Here is a 19,239-nt window from a genome sequence, read left to right as displayed (position 1 = left end):
TCCATTCTTTTGATGGGCAATGCTCATGACCGAATGTGGAGCCGAAACATTATTGCTGACAACTTTGTCGATCACTTATCGGGAGAGTTACGGCAAAAGTACCACGACCTCTTTGTCTCGTTGAAGAATTATCGCTTGGGGTGCGTGACCGATGAGATGGTGGAGACTTCCAAGGGCGAAAAGGTGCGCTATAGTGGCCTTCTTCTGCCGCTTAGAAACACTGATGGTGAACCCACGGCTTCCGTTGGCTACTTCCGATATGACTGCCCTGAGGACGACATTCAGGACCTGTGTCCCCCGTCAGCGCCTATGGCACAGAATTAGGGTTGCAAGTTAAGGAGGATTTGGGTCTCGTCGTAGAGACGAAGGAACGAAGATGAGAGCCAAATCCTCCAAGCCCAAAGCGACCGCCGAGAAGGTGGTCAAAGACATTCGCCGCGCGACCCGGCGGCACTTCTCAGCGGAAGACAAGATCCGGATCGTGCTGGAAGGCCTGCGCGGTGATGACAGCATTGCCGAACTGTGCCGCAAGGAAGGCATTGCCCAGAGCCTGTATTACACCTGGTCGAAGGAATTCCTGGAAGCCGGCAAGCGGCGCTTGACGGGGGATACCGCCCGTGCCGCCACCACTGATGAGGTCAAGGGCCTGCGCCGCGAAGCGAGTGCCCTGAAGGAATGCGTCGCCGACCTGACGCTGGAGAACCGCCTGCTTAAAAAAAGCATGATCGCGGATGGGGACGACGAGGCATGAGATATCCCGCACCCGAAAAACTTGAGATCATCAAGCTCGTCGAGCAGTCGCACCTGCCTGCCAAACGCACGCTGGACCGGCTCGGCATCGCCCGCCGGACCTTCTACCGCTGGTACGACCGCTATCTCGATGGCGGTCCGGAAGCCTTGGAGGACCGGCCTTCGGCGCCGGGCCGGGTCTGGAACCGCATCGGTGCCGACATCCGGGACCAGATCATCGAGATGGCGCTCGAACATAGTGAACTCAGCCCGCGCGAACTGGCCGTGCGCTTCACCGACGAGAAGCATTACTTCGTCTCCGAAGCCACGGTTTACCGCCTGTTGAAGGCCCAGGACCTGATCACCAGCCCGGCCTATGTGGTGATCAAGGCCGCCGAAGCCTTCCACACCAAAACGACCCGACCGAACGAGATGTGGCAGACGGACTTCACCTACTTCAAGATCATCGGCTGGGGCTGGATGTATCTCTCCACCATCCTCGACGACTTCTCGCGCTATATCATCGCCTGGAAGCTCTGCACCACCATGCGGGCCGAGGATGTTACCGACACGCTGGATATGGCGCTTGCGGCCTCAGGCTGTGATCAGGCCCATATCCACCACAAACCCCGACTGCTCAGCGACAATGGTCCCAGCTATATTGCAGGCGAGCTGGCCGACTATATCGAGGCGCAGCGCATGAGCCATGTCCGGGGCGCACCACTGCATCCCCAGACCCAGGGCAAGATCGAGCGCTGGCACCAGACCCTCAAGAACCGCATCCTGTTGGAAAACTACTTCCTGCCCGGCGACCTCGAAGCCCAGATCGAGGCCTTCATCGAGCATTATAATCACCAGCGCTACCATGAGAGCCTGAACAATGTGACCCCTGCCGACGCCTACTTCGGCAGGGCCGCGACCATCATCAAACAACGCGAAAGGATCAAACGACAGACCATCGAACATCGGCGCTTGCAACACCAAATGCACGCCGCTTAATATCAACACCAAGACGAGGCCCATACTCCGCTAAGCCGCGACCCAACTTGTGCCAAATGTTTTGACGACGGACACGTGGCAGAACAGCGTGGCGCGCGAGTTCGTCCGTCAAAAAGTCAACCAACCCATCGGCAATCACGTCCTGAGCGGACACATTCACACTGATGATACAGTCTATCCCCGCCTCAGCCAGGTTTCTGCTGAGCCTTGCCGAGTTCTCGATCATTTTGCGGGTTATCTGCCCAATCAGCCCGGCTTTTTCAAGGACGGGCACGAACTTGGCTGGCGACACCACTCCAAGCTCGGGATGCTGCCAGCGAACAAGGGCCTCTGCAGCAACGACCCGGCCAGTATTAAGGTCCACCTGTGGCTGGAGAACAGGAAAAATTTCCTTTCCCGCACTATCCCGAAAATCCGTGACCAGCCTGATCGACAACTCATCTGGCTCGAAAGCTTTTTCATACATCACCCAGTCACGATTATGGGCCTTAGCGACAGCGAGTGCTGTTTCCGCGCGCTGAACGATCTTTTCGAAGTTGCTACTGTGATCAGGCCAGCGAGTCGCTCCTACTATGAGCTGAGGGTATATATTCAAGTCACCGATCTGAATTTGGCCTGATAGCGCGTCGAGACGGCGCTTCAGCTTGCCGGCTTGGCACATCACGATAAATATGCCGCGCCCCAGATATCCCTTTCCTTCAAAGTTCGCCTCTCTGAGCCTTTGCGCGAAAATACTTACGAATTGTTGTTCCGTGTTATAGCCAAATGTCTGAATCACGTCTTCCAGTTCCGCCAACTTGAGCAGTGCCACCTCCCTCGCATCTGAAGCCTCGGTTTCATTGGACAGGCGCTCCTTGGCCAGTGCCACGAAATGGTGGAGTTCCGGCAGATCTGTGTGGGTGTCGTGATCAGCAAAATATCTTATCTGTTCTTCCGCTTCCTCACGCCTCTTGAGCTCACTCTGCAAGTCATGGGTGCGGGCCCTAACGGTACGCCGCAGCAGAACGATCCAAGCCCAGCCAAGGCCAGCAACCATAACCAGCGGAACAAGAATGATCGCAGCCCTTTCCAATGCTTCGGAAAAGGTCGTTGCTGACGGAGTGATCTGGTCCTCCCAGCGATCAAAGACTTCCTGGTAAAGGCCTTCGCTGATGGCACGGTTGAGGCTGTCCTGCACCCAAACAGCCAAATCCAGCCTGTCTTTCCGAACAGCAAACGCATACTCCTGTGGCCAGAACGGTAACCCGACACGTACAAGGCCGATGCGTTCCCTGTCCAAAAGGTAATCCGCTGTAGCTGTTGCCAGGATGGCATAGTCGGCACTTCCGGATAATACAGTCTTGAGAGCATCCAGGGTACTATCGGTCAGAACAAGATCGAAATCGCTGCCCATCAGTTTAGCTTGGGCATAAGAAAGATCTTCCACGGCGATTCTTTTGCCTTGAAGGTCTTGCAGAGATTGTACCGTCGGGGCACCGGGGTGGGCGTAATAAGCATGTTCCAGATTGTGGATGGTTGAGGAGAACAGAAATTTTGCTTTCCGCTCCTCCGACACAAGCATGGGCAGGACATCTATTGTCCCGGCCTCCAGGGCCTTCACCATGTCGGGCCAGCTCCCGAGCCTATAGTCGATCTTGCGTCCGCTCACCTCACCAATGGCGAGGGCAAGGTCAACATGAAACCCTGCTGCCTTCTCGCCCCTCAGCCACTCAAAAGGGGGGTACATGGCATCACCCCCGAAAATGACCGCCTCCGATTTCAAGGGGGTACCAGACGAAGATGAAGGTGTGCCGAGGATGAAGATGATAAGAAGAATCGAAACCGACTTTATCAAGCGCATTAGTCCACCCCATCATTTCAACAGGCGACAACTACTTGATACGAAACTCTGCCTTCACCACATCATCGAATGAATACTACTGCATTTCTTCTCCATTAGATAGGAAGTTCAATTGCTGTGGCAATTCACGCCAGGAACAAGGCGATGGCCATTGGATGATTACTTGTGGCTTGCTGAAAATGAATCTATTGTTGGTCGTGAAATATCTCTCTTAAGTTATATTCTGGAGCAGAAATGACTATTCGATTCGGAACCAGCGAGACACTTAAACCCCTATCAAGGGTGCCAGCGTCAAATCGCACGTTTCAGGCTCCCGTCTATGCAACCATCGGAAATGATCTGCTCTTTTCGTATTATGCTCATACAGATGAAACAGGCTGGTCTGAACGGTTTGCGGCAAATCCGACGGACGCATTAGAGCGACAAAAATATGCTTTACTCCGCTTTCGGCACGTCATGCATTTTTCGTCTGAAATTTATGAGGATGACACAGTTTCCAAACATAGGCTCTCGCAGTTGGGTCTAAAGCCGTTTAGCCATTATGAGGTTGAAAAATCGGAACTAATTAAGATTATTCGCCGCAGATTAGCGGACAGTGAAATCCATCAATATGACTGCCCAAGTTTGCTCCACCATTTCGTGTTCACCATGCATGGAACCATATTCGAGATAGTTTCGTCTGGAATCGAGATTGAGACGGGTCAGGGGTCGACATGGTCTGCTCTGGAGCAGTTTTTTCGCCATCCAACTAAAGAGGCGCATGATGCATCGATCAGTCGTTCAATAGCGTGATACTGAATTTTGGCTAGTTGGTCAGATCAGCAGGTGATCAAGGTATCAAGCTGGCCAAACCATGAAAATTGGAACCGTGATGTATAAAACTGAACAGATAGCTTGGTCATTCGTTTCTCTGCTAAACATGCGGGATCCATACACGGCATATCATTTAAGAGGAACAGCGGATATTTCCAAGGCGATTGGCGAACGACTAGGATTCGAAAAGTCATATGTTCAAGAAATCTATCTTGGTGCTCTGCTCCATGATATTGGGAAAAATGCCATTCCTTCCCAACTGCTTTCTAAGCCAAGTGCGCTTTTACCGGCAGAGTATGGCCTTATACAAACACATGTAGAGCATGGATGGTCGATACTAGAGGGGCTAGGGTTTAGCCAGACGATTGCAGACATTTCCCGCAACCATCATGAGCGAATGGATGGGTCTGGATATCCGCAAGGCTTGAAGGCCGAATTCCTTTCCGAGGCTGTTAGGGTTGTTGCAGTAGCCGACAGTATTCATGCGATGGTTAGCAAAAGGACCTATCGAGTACCGTTAAGTCGTAGCAAGGTCATTTCTGAGTTGGAAAAGGATGCAGATATACGCTTGGACGGAAAAATTGTTGAGGCTGCCTGCGAGTTGGTAAGCAGTGGACTGGGAAAAGTTACGCGCCACATATGAAGCGTGTTATGGACCCATGGGCCTTTCACATTTTGCTGCTGACATACTTGTATTTTGGGCTGTAGAAATCTCGACACAATCAAAAATGTCTCGTCTAGGCTTTGTGCGGTCCTAGGATTTCAGCCGCCTGATTCGCTCTCAATTGAGGAGCTGGAAGAAGCTCTCAGCGACGGTGTTGTCATGGCAATGCCCACGCAGGTTTATGCTGACTTCGAGATTGTGGGCCAGCATCAACCAGCCGGCAACTTAAGCTCTCAGGCGTCTCTATATAGGTGATACCCGTCAACTAGGTCTGATCTGCTGCTCCGGCTATTGTCGCCTTTCTGCCCCTCATAAAGCGACTTGGTTTTGCTTGACCTTGCCCCCGGATTGAAGCCATTTACTTGGTTAGGAACTTGATGGTTTGAACGTGCCCCTGATCTTTGGGCAAATCGCAAAACACCTGGCCAGATAATGTCATATAATAAAGAAAGGCGGCGCTCGAAAGCGCCACCAAGTCTGCTCAGGGAGGTCGAGCAATAGGCTCATGAAGCTTTGATCTTGATTTTCTTCTCATGCGCTTTGGCCTGCGCCGTCTTGGGCAAATGCAGGCTCAGGACGCCGCGTTTGACAGAGGCATCGATCTTGTTTTCGTCCACTTCCGCCGGCAGGTCGATACGGCGCAGGAAGCTGCCGTACGCGCGTTCGACACGGTAAAAGTCTTTCAGCTTCTCTTCAGATTCTGTCTTCCGCTCGCCCCGGATCGTCAAGAGCGTCTTGTCGGTCAAGGTCACGTTGATGTCATCGACATCCATGCCAGGCACATCAACCTTGATATCAATCGCTTCATCGCTTTCGCGCACGTCCATCTGTGCGTAATTCTGGGCCGACATGTCACTGCCCAGCAAAGCTGACGGACGATGCAGGAGAGACGGGGTCAGATAGCGGCTGAAAAGCCGATCCATATCGTCATGAAGAGATTCAAAAGGATCATTGTTCCAAAAGGAAAGGCGACGACCGCCATTTCCGCTCGGGGTCAGGTTCTTACTTGTGGCCATAACGGTCTCCTCTTAATCGGTGGACAATGGCAGACTTTATGCCCCGACATCGGAGCCCACATTGATCCTGATCAGTTTTGGGCAAATTGATCAGTCAAAAAGAGAGGCTCCAGAGGGACAAGCGGGGCCAATCGGCGACAGCAGACTGTCAAAAGATTGCAGAAGGCCATCTGCCTGATGAAAAAATCATCCATTGATTAAAATCAATGAAACTGCTCCAAGGTCAGCTTATCGTGGCTGGACACGGTGAGGAGCGAGGCCTGAAAAACTCTTCATGAAAGTGTCTGTCAAGGCACCGATTGGACTGTCGGATCAGGAACGTGATGATCTATCGTGAACGGGCCCGCGACCCACGACGCTGACCGGCAGGAGGAAACTCTGGCTTGGATGCTAAGTGGATCGCGGGTACCGTATATTTTCTATTCTAAATTCCAGGTGCCATTGGCCTGGGGCGCATCCCCCTCCAGATTTGAATATTGATCCCTGTCAATGGTAGAGCATGGCTCTTCACCTAAGATACAGGGCCATGTCAGCCATCCAAACACATCGGAGCCCACCATGACCCGTTTCACGTTGCCCTTCGACCGCCTGTCCCTCAAAGATCTCCCGCTCGTTGGCGGCAAAAACGCGTCCTTGGGTGAGCTTGCCCGAAGCCTGCCAGAAACCGGCATTTCGGTGCCGGACGGGTTTGCCATTACCACCGCAGGGTTCAAACACTTCCTCAGCCAAAACCGGCTAGTGCCCCAGATCTCTGGATTGATCAAACAGCTAAAAAAACAGGACCTGGACACCTTTGCTGAAATAGGCCAGGCCATCAGAAATCTGGTTCTTGAAGCAGCCCTTCCGGACGATCTGGTTGTCGCCATCTCGAATTCCTATAGGGCTTTGGCAAATGACAAAGGCGAAGCATGCGCTGTTGCTGTGCGGTCAAGCGCAACGGCGGAAGACCTGCCGGGGCTTTCCTTCGCCGGACAGCATGACAGCTTTCTGTCGGTCACCGGGGTTGAAAGCCTGCTGGATGCCGTTAAGCGCTGCTATGCCTCCCTTTATACCGACCGGGCGCTTTCTTACCGCATCGATCATAAGATCGACCATATGACGGTCTCGCTGTCGGTTGGTGTGCAGCGTATGGTCGCCTCAGACGAAGCCTGTTCCGGCGTGATGTTCACGCTGGACCCGGAAACGGGATTCCGTAACTGCGTGCTTGTCAGCGCGGCCTACGGCTGTGGTGAAGCCATCGTCCAGGGGCTTGTCGAGCCTGATGAATATTATGTCCATAAAGGCCGCCTTGCAGCCGGATATAAAGCCGTATTCCAGCATAAACTGGGCCGCAAGCACCAGAAAGTGGTTACGGGTACCGACGCAACCATGGACACACGGACGGTTCCTGTACCAGACAGCCTGCAGCTTCGCTTCTGTCTGCAGGATGACGAGATTATCGCGCTTGCCGAGACCGCCGTACAAATCGAACGGCACTATAGCGACCACTATGGCCACGCAACGCCCATGGACATCGAGTGGGCCAAGGACGCTGGCGACGGTCGCCTATATATCCTGCAGGCACGGCCTGAGACGGTTCAGGCGCTGGTTGATCCCGCCATAATCATCCGCTACCGACTGACCGGCAAGGCCACCACTTTGGCATCTGGTCGCGCCATCGGCAAGAAGATCGCCACAGGCACCGCACGTCATGTGACAGACAAGAACCATCTTGGGGCCTTCCAGCCCGGCGATATCCTGCTGGCGGAAACCACCAGCCCGGATTGGGAACCCATCATGAAGCAGGCTGCCGCCATCGTAACTGACCATGGCGGTCGCACCTGCCACAGCGCCATTGTTGCACGGGAACTTGGTATCCCGGCCATCGTCGGGACAGAAAATGGCACCGCAACGATCAGGGATGGGGACATCATAACGGTTGATTGCTCGGCTGGCGAAACCGGCCGCGTGCTTGAAGGTGTCGTCGCCTTCAAGACCGAGCGGAAAGACATCGGCGAGACGCCCCGGCCCCACACCAAAATCATGCTCAATGCCGCCGATCCGGAACAGGCATTCCAGATGGGTATATTGCCAAGCGACGGTGTCGGGTTGGCGAGAATTGAATTTATCATCACCCACGCCATCGGTGTTCATCCCATGGCCCTGTTAGAACTGGACACGCTGAGCGACACGCACCTCAAACAACAGATAAAGGACCGCATATTACCGTTCACAAGCGGCGCAGACTTCTTCGTTCAGATGCTGACGGAGGGTATCGCCAAGATCGCGGCCGCCTTCCACCCACGCCCCGTGATCGTGCGGCTGTCTGATTTCAAATCAAACGAATATGCCGCGTTACTTGGTGGAGCAACCTACGAACAGGCAGAGGATAACCCGATGATCGGTTTCCGCGGTGCGGCACGATATATCCACGCCGCCTATGCCAAGGCTTTCGCGCTTGAATGCGCTGCGGTCAGGCGGGCGCGCAGCGAAATGGGGTTCGATAATATCCGCCTCATGATCCCTTTCTGCCGCACCCTTGGTGAAGCGGATGCTGTTCTATCGGCCATGTCCACCCATGGCCTCAAGCGCGACATAGATGGCCTCGAGGTCTATATCATGTGCGAAATCCCAAGCAATGTGCTGTCGGTCGCAGAGTTTGCCGAACGGTTCGACGGCTTTTCAATCGGTTCGAACGACCTGACCCAACTCACGCTGGGGATCGACCGGGACTCGGCTCTTTTGGCTGAAACCTTTGACGAGCGTGATCCGGCCGTCAAGAGGGCAATCACGATGGCTGTCGAAGGTGCCCACCTGAGTGGCGTACCCATCGGCATATGTGGCCAGGCACCATCGGACTATCCCGATTTCGCTGAATTCCTGGTGGAGATCGGGATCGATTCCATGAGCGTCACAAGCGACGTCTTTTTCGATATTTTCGAAACTGTCGCCGCCACGGAGCGCGCACTGCAGAAAACGGCCCTTATGGAAGACATGGTGCAGTAAGTCATTGCGGTTCACTGTTGTTGACTGCAATCAATGCGGCGGCACACGGTTCATTCATATTGAAATCATACAGACACTATTTTCGGCTTCACCTCGCCCCAACAGGAGGATTTTATGGATGACCTGATAAAAACGTCCCGCGACAATGCGGAAGCATTTGCTCAACGGGCCATTCTCACGCCACTGCACCGTCTACATGAAGAAGTTGACCGGCTCTTTCACGATTACGCGCCCAAGGTTCGGGTCACCATGCCATGGCGCGGCAGCGTCAATGGTAAACACCCCATCCCGATCGACGCAATGCTGACAGACTCCCACCTGGATATTTGCGCAGACGTCCCTGGCATGGCGCTCGATGACATCGACATCACGCTGTCCGGGCAGCGCCTGATCCTGCGTGGTCACCGTGAGGAGATCCTGCATGACTCCGACGCTGAGATTCTGCATCAGGAGTGTGATAGCGGCGCTTTCTACAGGGAATTAGACCTGCCGATAGAACCCGATGAGGCCAAAATCGAAGCCACCCTGCAACAGGGCGTGCTGCGAATTCTGATCCCGAAATCCAAAGCCACCAAAAAACAGGAACGCAAGATCTCGGTCAAAAAGGACTGACAGCGCCTCGGGTTTGGTAGCAATAGGAGATGAGCGTCATGCAAGTAAAGGATATCATTGATATTGCCCCCGTCTCTATTTCGACCGATGCGCCCATTCCGCATACCGCCAGAGCGCTAAGACAACACGCAATCGGCTTGCTGCCGGTTTGTGATTGCCGCGGCGTGTTGGTTGGCGTTCTCACTGCAGGCGACCTCGTAAGGCGCGGGATGGTTTTGGGGCCCAATGTTTTTGATCTGACGCCCGAAGATTTGATGACCCGTCACGCCATCTGGTGCAGCCCGATTGAGGATATCGTCGATGTTGCACGCCTCATGCAAATCAACAACGTCCGATGTTTGCCGGTCAAAGACGCCGAAGGCAAGATTGCCGGTGTAATCTCCCTCAAGGATATTGTGGCGCTAATGCCCTCCCTGGCCACTATCGACCTAGTGGCGCCAGTACCCAAAGACGGGAACACCCCACCATACCACCCCTGAAAAGAGCTGCCGCTTTAGCGATATTTGTCACCATTTGTCACACAGTGTCACATACATCGCGTGCCACGGTTACCTTCCCGTGCGACTGTACCCTTCATAGGTTCCAAACTTTCGCCGGAGACTGTCATGACGCGCCAGATTTCTGATTCCACTGATCCAAGGATTCCACATTCCGTCTCTAGAACCGGTATGCTGAAAGAGGGTGGCACCAGACTGTCCTCTTTTCTCACCTCTACACAACGTCGGCTACTTCGAAACAGTGTTCTGTTTCATGATGGTGATCCGCAGACGTCGATTTACGAAATTACGGAAGGCACCATAAAGACAAGCAAGATCCTGATGGATGGGCGTCGCCAGATCATCGGCTTCCTGGGTGCGGGTGACTTGGTCGGTGAGCCCTTTGAAGAGGAGGCGCAGTACTGCGCCGAGGCCGTTACCGATGTGACTGTTCTCTGTTATCCCATTCTGCAACTGGAAGCGGCCATCACCCGGTCGCCCGCATTGGCGCGGCAAATGATGCAAGTGGTCCACCAGGCCTCAGCGCACCAGATGGATCATATCATTTCTCTCGGCCGCAAACATCCTGCGGAGCGGGTCGCCTCCTTCCTTGTGACCTGGCATGCGAACATGTCCAAAAACAGTTGCGAAAGCCGCACCCTCAGCCTGCCGATGTCACGGATCGACATCGCTGACTATCTGGGCCTGACCCAGGAAACAGTCTGCCGAGTACTCAGCAAATTCAAACGCCAGGGTATTATTCAGGCCAAGCCCGGCCGCGAGGTCACTATCTACGACCTCCGTTCTCTGGAATATATGGCCGAAACTGTCTTTGTGAACTGACTATATTGGACTGTGCGCCCGCCCCCTAAGCACCGCTCTCATACGGCGTCCCTACCTCCCTGAGCCTCACCCTCTGTCCAGAAATGACCGGGGGGTGTTTTTTACCCCAAGGGCTGGCGGTCACTGCGGCGGCAGTGCCCTGCGTCAATTGTCCAGGAGTGTTCGCACCTTCGCAGCAAGTTGTTTGCCTCTGAAGGGCTTGCTGAGCAGGTCAAAGGGCGAGCCGCGCCCTGACACCGCATCTTCCGCATAGCCGGTCGTCAGCAAAATCTTGAGCTTGGGGCGCATAAGGCGTGCCTTTTCGGCAAGCTCGTTGCCCAGCATGCCACCGGGCATAATGATATCCGAAAACAGCACCTCCACATTGTCATGCTTCAGCAGTATGTCCAGCGCAGTTGGTCCATCGGCCGCTTCAAGGACGCGATATCCCAACGCTACAAGCCGGCGCGTGTTGGCCCGGCGCACCCGGGCATCATCTTCCACCAGCAGAATGGTCTCTTTACCACCCCGGACGGGTGCATTTGGATCGGTCTCAAACTGTGGGCGCCGACTGGTGGGCTGGACACTGGTCAAACCGGGCAGCAAGATGGACAGGGTTGTCCCCTGACCCGGGATAGTTTCCAGAAGGAGGTCACCGCCAGACTGGCGGGTAAAGCCCTGCGCCATGCTGAGCCCGAGCCCTGACCCCTTGCCCGGCGCCTTCGTCGAAAAAAATGGTTCGAAAATGCGCGACATGATGTCTTCGGGGATGCCGGGGCCGCTGTCGCGGATGGTGATACGGGCATAGCGGTCTGTGCTTGGGTGAATGTCCGCTCCTGGCATGACGTTATCCGCGTCCACCATATCTGTTTCGATGCTGATCCGACCGCCGCCCGGCATAGCGTCCCGGGCATTGATCACCAGGTTCAGTATCGCATTTTCAAGCTGCTGAGGGTCCACTTCCACCGGGGTCATACCTGCCCCCAATATGTCCCGTATCTCGATGTTTTCGCTGATGGTGCGCCTGAGCAACTTCAGCAATCCGGCCACCAGTTGGTTCAGGTCAATTACCCGTGGATCAAGCGTCTGCTTCCGGCTAAAGGCCAGAAGTTGCTTGACCAAACGCCCACCATCCTCGATGGCGCCCAGAACTTCGCTCAGAAGCTCGCGACCGTCCCGGTCTGCCACATGGGCGTCCAGCATCTCCAGATTGCCCTGAATCACGGTCAGCATATTGTTGAAATCATGCGCGATGCCGGCTGTCAGCTGGGTGACCGCCTCTGTCTTCTGCGCGTCAACCAATCGTTCTTCATTCTGTTTGGCTTCCGTCAGGTCATAGATGACCCCGAAAAAAAAAGACCGGGGGCCGCCATCAAGCGCCTCCCCTACCGAAAGAAGTACAGGGAATGTCTTGCCGTCTTTGCGCATGGCCAGAACTTCGCGCCCAATGCCTATAATGCGTTTCTCGCCCGTCTTCTTATAGCGTGCCAGATAGCTGTCGTGCTCGTGGCGATAGGGCTCAGGCATCAACATAGATACATTCTGGCCAACCATTTCGCCTTCGTCATACCCAAAAAGCTCAAGGGTTGCAGGATTCACTTCCTGGATTATGCCGCGGTCATCGATCACGATAAGAGCATGCACCAGAGATTCTACGACGGCATGCCATTTTGCCTGCAAGTCGACCTGACGGCTTCCCCCCTGTGCGTCCTTCTCGTGCGGTACGGAGGCGTCGTTCACGATGGCCTTCTCCTCGTTCAGGAATAGGTGCAATTCCCGTCTGATTATATAGCAAGCTCCATGATACTACTTATTGATTTCAGTCAATGTCAGATAGCAAGCTGCCGTCAGCCTTGAAGAACACCGGGCACCTGCACACCATTTTCCACCCGCACAGCCAGCATATAGCCCTCGCCGCGCACGGTTTTGATCAGGCTGGGGGCCGCCGGATTTTCCTCAACCTTGCTGCGCAGGCGGCGGATCTGTGTATCGATACTACGGTCAAACGGGGTCCAGTTGCGTCCCGCGACCATATCAAGAAGTCTGTCGCGACTGAGCACGCGTTGGGGGTGCCGGGTCAGGGCGTCCAGAAGCTTGAACTCGCCAGTGGTCAGGACATGCTCGGCCCCATCTTCCCGCAGCAGTCGTCGGCTGCCCCGCAGCAAATACCAGGCTCCGAACCGAATGGCACTGTCATTCGCGGTCATATCCCGCCTGGTGCCATCCCTGCGGGTGGCGCTGCGCCGCAGAACCGTCTTGATACGCGCCAGCAATTCGCGCAGGTGGAATGGTTTGGTCACATAATCGTCGGCACCAACTTCCAGCCCAACGATGCGGTCCACAACATCGTCCTTTCCTGACAGGATAATGATCGGCAGGCCACCGTCGGCGGCACGTACCTCACGAGCAAAATCCAGGCCGTCATCACTCCCAAGATTAATATCAAGGATGACAAGGCTGACTGGTTGCTCTTTCAGCGACTGTCCTGCCTGCCGCAAATCTGCAGCGAGCACCGTCTGAAATCCTTCCCCCGACAAATACCGTTGCAGCATCTGGCGCACACGGGGATCATCATCGACAACTAATATTCTGCCCATGTCAGATTGTGTCCTCTCAGGCTGACGACACTAGCACAATTGCCGGTTGCGCTAAAGCAATACCGCTGGCGTTCCAGTGGCATTGATGCAGATCAATGTACAATTGATGCTCGGTTGGTACAGTTGGGCATCGCTTCCAATGCTGGAGAAAGCCATGTCAACTATCGTCAATCATGAATGGGTTTTGCTTGCCGACCGTGCCCATGCGGAGATTTATACGCGCGGCCATTTGAATGGCGCCATGCTGCGTTATCTGGAACTGGAACACCCTGCTGCCCGCAAGCAACAGGGCGATCTGGCCGCTGATCGACCAGGACACGGCCATGGCTCTGCATCTCACCATGCCTATGCTTACGAAGACCACGCTAATTTCCCAGAGCAGGAAAGCGAGGCCTTTCTGGATGCTGTGGCGCAAGAACTCAACGACGCTGTTGCCCATAAGGAAATCGACAGCCTCATCCTAATTGCCCTGCCTAAAACCATGGCGATGCTGAAGGCAGGCCTGAATAAAGCGACGCTCGCCAAAATATCCGGGGAATATGCAAAGAACCTGATCGGCGTGCCTGAACAAACCTTGCCAGCCCGGCTGAAAAAACTGCAGGAAAAAGACGACACCCAAGCCAGCAACCCCGACGCGCAGGGCCGCTGAAAGAGGGGATGCTAACCAATCGAAAAGGGGACCACAATGCCTACCCTTCACGATCAACTGCAGGATCAGATTCACGACCTGCGCATTGACATTCCACTTGCCACAGTCGCCCTTGAAGGGCGGCTGACTATCCCGGGAGAGGCTAGGCAGATCGCGATATTCGCACACGGCAGCGGCAGCAGCCGTTTCAGCCCCCGGAATTGGTATGTAGCCGAAATCTTCCATCAGCAGCATATCGCCACCTTGCTTACCGACCTGCTGACGGAAAAGGAAGGCCGAGAAGACCAGATGACCTTCAAGCTGCGGTTCGATATTACCCTGTTAGCCGACCGGCTTGTGCAGATTGGGCACTGGGTGAAAACCAATGACCGAACCAAACATCTAGAGCGTGCCTTTTTCGGCTCCAGCACTGGGGCAGCCGCCGCCCTGATCGCCGCGGCGGAAAGCCCAGACAACGTTACGTCTATTGTGTCCCGTGGCGGACGCCCGGACCTGGCAGGAGAATATCTGCCCCATGTCAAAGCGCCTACGCTATTGATCGTCGGGGGTGATGACCGGCAGGTTCTTGACCTCAATGAACAGGCTCTCGCGAGGCTCAACGATCGGTCTGACATTCACGTCGTCCCCGGTGCCGGTCACCTGTTTGAGGAACATGGGGCTCTCGATAAAGTTGCCCACCTTGCCGCAGACTGGATCAAACATCATTCGGGAACGCGCCATGAAATATCGTGACCGCACTGAGGCTGGGCGGGCTCTTGCCGCCGCACTGGTCGATTACACGGACCGGCAGGATGTCCTTATCCTTGCACTGCCCCGTGGCGGCGTTCCCATCGCCCGTGAGGTTGCAGACACACTGGGGCTGGCGTTTGATATCATGTTGGTGCGCAAACTGGGTGTACCCGGCCAGGAAGAGCTGGCGATGGGAGCCATCTCGGTCGGCGGACTTTGTGTCCTCAACGAGCATATTATCGGGCAACTGCACCTGAGCGAGGAAGTCTTCGACCAGGTGTTGACGAAGGAACAGGCCGAGCTGGCGCGCCGGAATGAGTCGTATCGTGGTGGCCGGCCCGCACCCAAGCTGGACAACAGGACCGTGATCCTCGTCGATGATGGGTTGGCCACCGGCGCCACCATGCAGGTAGCCGTCGCAGCCTGCAAGAAAATGCATGCCCGGGAAATCATTGCTGCAGTGCCGGTCGGCGCCGTTGATTCATGTGCTCAACTGGCACGGCAGGTGGATCGGCTCGTTTGTCCGTTCAAGCCAGATCCTTTCTGGGGCGTAGGCCACTGGTATGGGGATTTCTCCCAGGTCAGTGACGAAGAAGTACAAGCTGCGATGGCTGAACGCTGTATGAAACATAAAAGGAGTGCCTAAGCCATGTCCGTCCAGGATCAGGCAGCTATCCACGCGCTGGAAAAGTGTGTCACTCCCCTTGACTTGGGGGCATCGGACCATGCCTCCCTTCTGAGGGCTGCAAAAGACAAGAAGCTCGTCCTCCTCGGGGAAGCCACCCACGGTACACAGCAATTCTATCGGGTGCGCGCTGACATCACCGCTCGATTGATCGAAGAGTACGACTTCGATGCCGTAGCCGTGGAAGCCGATTGGCCCGATGCCTATGCAATCAATCGCTATGTTACGGGTGCGGGTCCGGAAGTATGCCCCCGCGCGGCGCTTGACGCCTTCGAACGGTTCCCGACATGGATGTGGGCCAATACCGAAGTCTCACGCTTCATTACCTGGCTGCATACCTTCAACAGCAAGAAATCCGGTCGCCCGACCGGCTTTTATGGGCTCGACCTCTATAGCATGAGCACATCTGCCAAAGCAGTCCTTGACTATCTGGAACGCGTTGACCCCCAAGCAGCCAACCGGGCGCGGAAGCGATATAGCTGTCTCGATCAGTTCATCCATAAGCCGCAGCAGTATGGTTACGCTGCCGAGATGGGGCTGACCAAGGCGTGTGAGCACGACATCACAGCCCAGCTGGTTGACCTGCGCCACAAGGCTTTCCGGTATCTGACCCAAAAAGGAATCGTCGACGGGGACGAGTATTTCTGCGCCGAGCAGAACGCCAAGCTGGTCAGGAATGCCGAAATCTATTATCGCGCCCTGTTCAGGGGGCGTCCTAATTCCTGGAACCTGCGCGACCAACATATGGCTGAAACGCTGGGCGACCTTGTGCACCACCTGAGTGAACAACTTGGGCGCGAAGCCAAGGTTATCGTGTGGGCACACAATTCCCATATCGGTAACGCCGCCGCCACTGAAATGCACAGGCGGGGAGAATTCAACATTGGCCAATTGGTCCGCGAGAGCCATGGCAACAATGCCCTGCTCATCGGCTTCTCAACCTCCACCGGGGAAGTCACGGCCGCGTCTGACTGGGACCGCCCGGCGGAACGCAAAAATGTCCGCGCACCTCTGCCGGACAGCTATGAATATCTGTTTCACAGGGTGTCGCACCCCAATTTCCTGCTGGACATGAGAAGCAACAACGAAGCGATTGACTATTTGCTTGAGCCGCGCCTGATGCGCGCAATCGGCGTGATCTATCGGCCCGAAACAGAGCGCCAGAGCCACTATTTCAGCAGTTGTTTGCCGGAACAGTTCGACCTTCTGCTGCATTTTGACGAGACTGATGCCGTGAGGCCGCTGCATGTCCCCATGAGGTGGCATCAGGGCGAACTGGATGAAACATATCCGACAGGCCTCTAAAACACTGGGGCCACGGTCGGACGCGGCCTGGATTTCCATTCCGCTGGAACCGAAAAGGAAGATGGTCATGTTGGTTAAGGAAATTATGTCGAAACGGAAAATAGCCGTCAGTCCAGATGACAGCCTCGCGACCGCAGCCCAAAAAATGCGCGACCATGACATTGGAGCTCTTCTCGTGGAAGACCAAGAACATCTATGTGGCATGGTCACGGATCGCGATATCGCCTGCAGGGGGTTTGTTCCCGGCTACGAGGCCACGGAGCTGGTGGTCCGCGATGTCATGACACGCCATGTAGTCTATTGCACGGAAAGCGATCATATCGACAAAGCAGTGCTCGTCATGGAAAGAAACAAGATACGGCGGATGCCGGTGGTGAACACAAATAACCGTACCGTCGGCATTCTATCCGTTGGTGATATCGCCACACACCTGCCACACGCGCTATCCGGTGAGTTGATCGCTGCCATTTCCACACCACTCGTGCAATCGCCAACCGTCGCATCCCTGCGGTAGGAGCATCAGGCGCAGCTGACAGTACCGGAGAAAATTGGCACAACAACACCAAAACGTTGATCCCTGTCAATTTTCCGACACGGATTGATGGTATCCTTCCTTTTCAATTCTTCCATACCTGAGGGGGATATTATGCCTGATCGCAATCCAGATCTGGATTATGCGCTACGCAAGACGACCGCGGTGATCCTGGCGGGCGGAAAAGGGGCCAGACTTCATGATTTGGGGGCTATGCAGGCCAAACCCGCAGTCCCGTTTGGCGGCAGCCATAGGCTGATCGATTTTCCCTTGTCGAATTGCATCAACAGCGGTATCCGGCGCATCGGCGTGGCAACCCAATATCGCGCACAGAGCCTGCTCCGCCACCTGAACAAGGGCTGGAGTTTTCTTCATCGTGATCTGGATGAATTCATTGAACCGTGGCCTGCAGAACAAGCTGGCGACGGCAACGGATGGTACAAAGGCACCGCAGATGCTGTGTTCCAGAGCCTCAGGCACCTTGGTGGCGATACGCCAGAGCATATCCTGGTCTTGGCAGGAGACCATGTCTACAAACAGGACTATCGCCGCATGTTGGCGGAGCATATCCAGAATGACGCAGACGCCACGATCTCTTGTGTTGGCGTCCCAACTGGAAAGGCTCAGGATTTTGGCATTGTCGCTATCGACGCGACCAATAGCGTCAAGACGTTTATTGAAAAACCCAAGGCTCCGGCAACGATCCCAGGTTCCCCTGACACCTGCCTCGCCAGCATGGGCATTTATCTGTTCAAAGCAGATTTCCTCGCCGAACTTCTGTATGAAGACCATCACAATAGCGCGTCCAGCCACGATTTCGGCCATGACCTGCTGCCCCGTCTTGTCGGACGATCAAAGCTCTATGCGCACCAGTTTACCAACAGTTGTCGGGCCGGGGTATCTGCAGCCCTTCCTTACTGGCGGGATGTGGGCACACTGGATGCCTATTGGCGCGCGTGCCTCGACCTAACCGATGTTCATCCACCACTTGATCTCTATGACACCTCTTGGCCAATCAGAACCGCACCGGAGCAAAGACCTGCAGCTCGGATCATTCTGTCGCCAAACAGTCAGTTTGGCCAAATCCGAAACGTGGTTCTGGCGCCAGGCGCGATCATTGAGGACACAAATCTTGATCACAGCATCGTATCTGCCGATGTGCATATCGCACCGCACTGCTGCATCAAGAAAAGCGTGCTGCTGCCAGGATCAACCGTCGGGGAAGGCACCATTTTGCATAAAACCGTCGTCAGCGAAGGCTGCACCATCCCGGAAAACATGGCCGTGGGCCTAGATGCGGAAGAAGACAAGCGCTGGTTTACCCGAACTGCTGATGGCGTCACGCTGGTAACACCCCATGGGCTGCAGCAGCGGATGATTGGCCGAAAACTATCCGCGCCGCGTCGACCTGCCAACACGGCGATGGTTCACCGGAAAATGGATAGAGAAATAGCACCAAGGCCCGGCAACGCCAATTTGCCCGCGCCACTCTCCCTCAGTCAACCAAGTCTACCCTGATAGGACCCACCGGAGGACACCATGACAATACCCCCGTACGAACAAATTGCGAAGCGAAGCTACCTGATCTGGGAAGAGGAAGGTTGCCCGCACGGCTATGATATTGATCACTGGCTTCAGGCCGAATCTGAGCTGAAGGCACTTTTCAATCCACCGCCGCGCGCGCCTGGCAGCAGCCCAGAAAAACGCCCAAAAACCAAAGCAGCTAAGGCGAAAAGAGCGGCAGCGCCACGCAAGGTGAAAGCCTCTCAGGCAGACGTTTCCTGAT

At 55.1% G+C, this 19,239-nt stretch carries 19 protein-coding genes; 15 read left to right on the top strand and 4 right to left on the bottom strand.

Annotated elements, in window-relative coordinates; genetic code table 11:
- Window positions 1–144: 144 nt before the first annotated feature.
- Window positions 145–324, top strand: a complete 180-nt coding sequence (locus tag ACFO5Q_RS03260) for a hypothetical protein (protein ID WP_156431960.1) — start codon at window positions 145–147, stop codon at window positions 322–324.
- 52 nt (window positions 325–376) lie between these two features.
- Window positions 377–1,728, top strand: a protein-coding gene (locus tag ACFO5Q_RS03255) for an IS3 family transposase (RefSeq protein WP_156431959.1) whose coding sequence is annotated in 2 segments (ribosomal slippage) — window positions 377–713 and window positions 713–1,728 — 1,353 coding nt in all. Because the reading frame shifts where the segments join, the coding sequence is not laid out codon by codon here.
- Here the strand turns inward: ACFO5Q_RS03255 and ACFO5Q_RS03250 are convergent.
- Entirely contained in the window at window positions 1,673–3,568 is a 1,896-nt protein-coding gene (locus tag ACFO5Q_RS03250; protein WP_068147929.1) for an EAL domain-containing protein, read from the bottom strand. The two genes, ACFO5Q_RS03255 and ACFO5Q_RS03250, sit on opposite strands and share 56 nt — an antisense overlap.
- A 234-nt stretch (window positions 3,569–3,802) precedes the next feature.
- On the opposite strand from ACFO5Q_RS03250, the gene ACFO5Q_RS03245 reads away from it, so the two are divergent.
- On the top strand, window positions 3,803–4,360 hold the full coding sequence (locus tag ACFO5Q_RS03245) for a hypothetical protein (protein ID WP_068147928.1): 558 nt from the start codon (window positions 3,803–3,805) through the stop codon (window positions 4,358–4,360).
- Between the two features lie 61 nt (window positions 4,361–4,421).
- Entirely contained in the window at window positions 4,422–5,024 is a 603-nt protein-coding gene (locus tag ACFO5Q_RS03240) for an HD-GYP domain-containing protein (RefSeq protein ID WP_082719884.1), read from the top strand.
- 524 nt (window positions 5,025–5,548) lie between these two features.
- On the opposite strand, the gene ACFO5Q_RS03235 is transcribed toward ACFO5Q_RS03240, so the two are convergent.
- Window positions 5,549–6,061: an Hsp20/alpha crystallin family protein gene (locus tag ACFO5Q_RS03235; protein ID WP_068147922.1), complete on the bottom strand. Its 513-nt coding sequence runs from the start codon at window positions 6,059–6,061 to the stop codon at window positions 5,549–5,551.
- Window positions 6,062–6,619: 558 nt separating this feature from the next.
- Here ACFO5Q_RS03235 and ppsA point away from each other — a divergent pair.
- The 4 genes from ppsA (at window position 6,620) to ACFO5Q_RS03215 (ending at window position 10,977) form a co-directional block, all read left to right on the top strand.
- Window positions 6,620–9,046 (top strand): phosphoenolpyruvate synthase, encoded by a 2,427-nt coding sequence (gene ppsA / locus ACFO5Q_RS03230; protein ID WP_068147919.1) that lies wholly within the window; start codon window positions 6,620–6,622, stop codon window positions 9,044–9,046.
- Window positions 9,047–9,160: 114 nt separating this feature from the next.
- Window positions 9,161–9,658, top strand: a complete 498-nt coding sequence (locus ACFO5Q_RS03225) for an Hsp20/alpha crystallin family protein (protein ID WP_068147917.1) — start codon at window positions 9,161–9,163, stop codon at window positions 9,656–9,658.
- Window positions 9,659–9,696: 38 nt separating this feature from the next.
- Window positions 9,697–10,137, top strand: coding sequence for a CBS domain-containing protein (locus ACFO5Q_RS03220; protein ID WP_068147912.1), 441 nt, complete (start codon window positions 9,697–9,699; stop codon window positions 10,135–10,137).
- Window positions 10,138–10,263: 126 nt separating this feature from the next.
- Window positions 10,264–10,977 (top strand): Crp/Fnr family transcriptional regulator, encoded by a 714-nt coding sequence (locus ACFO5Q_RS03215; RefSeq protein ID WP_082719881.1) that lies wholly within the window; start codon window positions 10,264–10,266, stop codon window positions 10,975–10,977.
- A gap of 144 nt (window positions 10,978–11,121) precedes the next feature.
- Here ACFO5Q_RS03215 and ACFO5Q_RS03210 read toward each other — a convergent pair whose 3' ends face one another.
- Window positions 11,122–12,696, bottom strand: a complete 1,575-nt coding sequence (locus ACFO5Q_RS03210) for a PAS domain S-box protein (RefSeq protein WP_156431958.1) — start codon at window positions 12,694–12,696, stop codon at window positions 11,122–11,124.
- A 107-nt stretch (window positions 12,697–12,803) separates the two neighbouring features.
- Complete coding sequence (locus ACFO5Q_RS03205; protein WP_068147903.1) at window positions 12,804–13,553, bottom strand: response regulator; 750 nt, start codon at window positions 13,551–13,553, stop codon at window positions 12,804–12,806.
- Window positions 13,554–13,692: 139 nt separating this feature from the next.
- Here ACFO5Q_RS03205 and ACFO5Q_RS03200 point away from each other — a divergent pair, with 139 nt between their 5' ends.
- From ACFO5Q_RS03200 to ACFO5Q_RS03170, 7 genes are all read left to right on the top strand, one after another.
- Window positions 13,693–14,202, top strand: coding sequence for a host attachment protein (locus tag ACFO5Q_RS03200; RefSeq protein WP_068147899.1), 510 nt, complete (start codon window positions 13,693–13,695; stop codon window positions 14,200–14,202).
- Window positions 14,203–14,238: 36 nt separating this feature from the next.
- A complete protein-coding gene (locus ACFO5Q_RS03195; RefSeq protein ID WP_068147895.1) occupies window positions 14,239–14,934 on the top strand; it encodes a dienelactone hydrolase family protein in 696 nt (231 codons plus the stop codon).
- Window positions 14,921–15,577, top strand: a complete 657-nt coding sequence (locus ACFO5Q_RS03190) for a phosphoribosyltransferase (protein WP_068147892.1) — start codon at window positions 14,921–14,923, stop codon at window positions 15,575–15,577. The genes ACFO5Q_RS03195 and ACFO5Q_RS03190 overlap by 14 nt, the downstream gene beginning before the upstream one ends.
- Before the next feature lie 3 nt (window positions 15,578–15,580).
- Entirely contained in the window at window positions 15,581–16,921 is a 1,341-nt protein-coding gene (locus ACFO5Q_RS03185) for an erythromycin esterase family protein (protein ID WP_068147889.1), read from the top strand.
- Complete coding sequence (locus ACFO5Q_RS03180; RefSeq protein WP_068147886.1) at window positions 16,896–17,435, top strand: CBS domain-containing protein; 540 nt, start codon at window positions 16,896–16,898, stop codon at window positions 17,433–17,435. The genes ACFO5Q_RS03185 and ACFO5Q_RS03180 overlap by 26 nt, the downstream gene beginning before the upstream one ends.
- A 132-nt stretch (window positions 17,436–17,567) precedes the next feature.
- The gene (gene glgC / locus ACFO5Q_RS03175; protein ID WP_082719879.1) at window positions 17,568–18,971 is read left to right on the top strand and encodes a glucose-1-phosphate adenylyltransferase; all 1,404 of its coding nucleotides are present in this window, start codon (window positions 17,568–17,570) and stop codon (window positions 18,969–18,971) included.
- A gap of 21 nt (window positions 18,972–18,992) precedes the next feature.
- Window positions 18,993–19,238: a DUF2934 domain-containing protein gene (locus ACFO5Q_RS03170; RefSeq protein WP_068147881.1), complete on the top strand. Its 246-nt coding sequence runs from the start codon at window positions 18,993–18,995 to the stop codon at window positions 19,236–19,238.
- Window position 19,239: the final 1 nt, after the last annotated feature.

It is taken from the genome of Kordiimonas lipolytica (assembly GCF_042651265.1).
Taxonomy (GTDB): Bacteria; Pseudomonadota; Alphaproteobacteria; order Sphingomonadales; family Kordiimonadaceae; genus Kordiimonas; species Kordiimonas lipolytica.
Note: the sequence above shows the minus strand (reverse complement) of the source record. Positions and strands in the feature narration are given on the sequence as shown.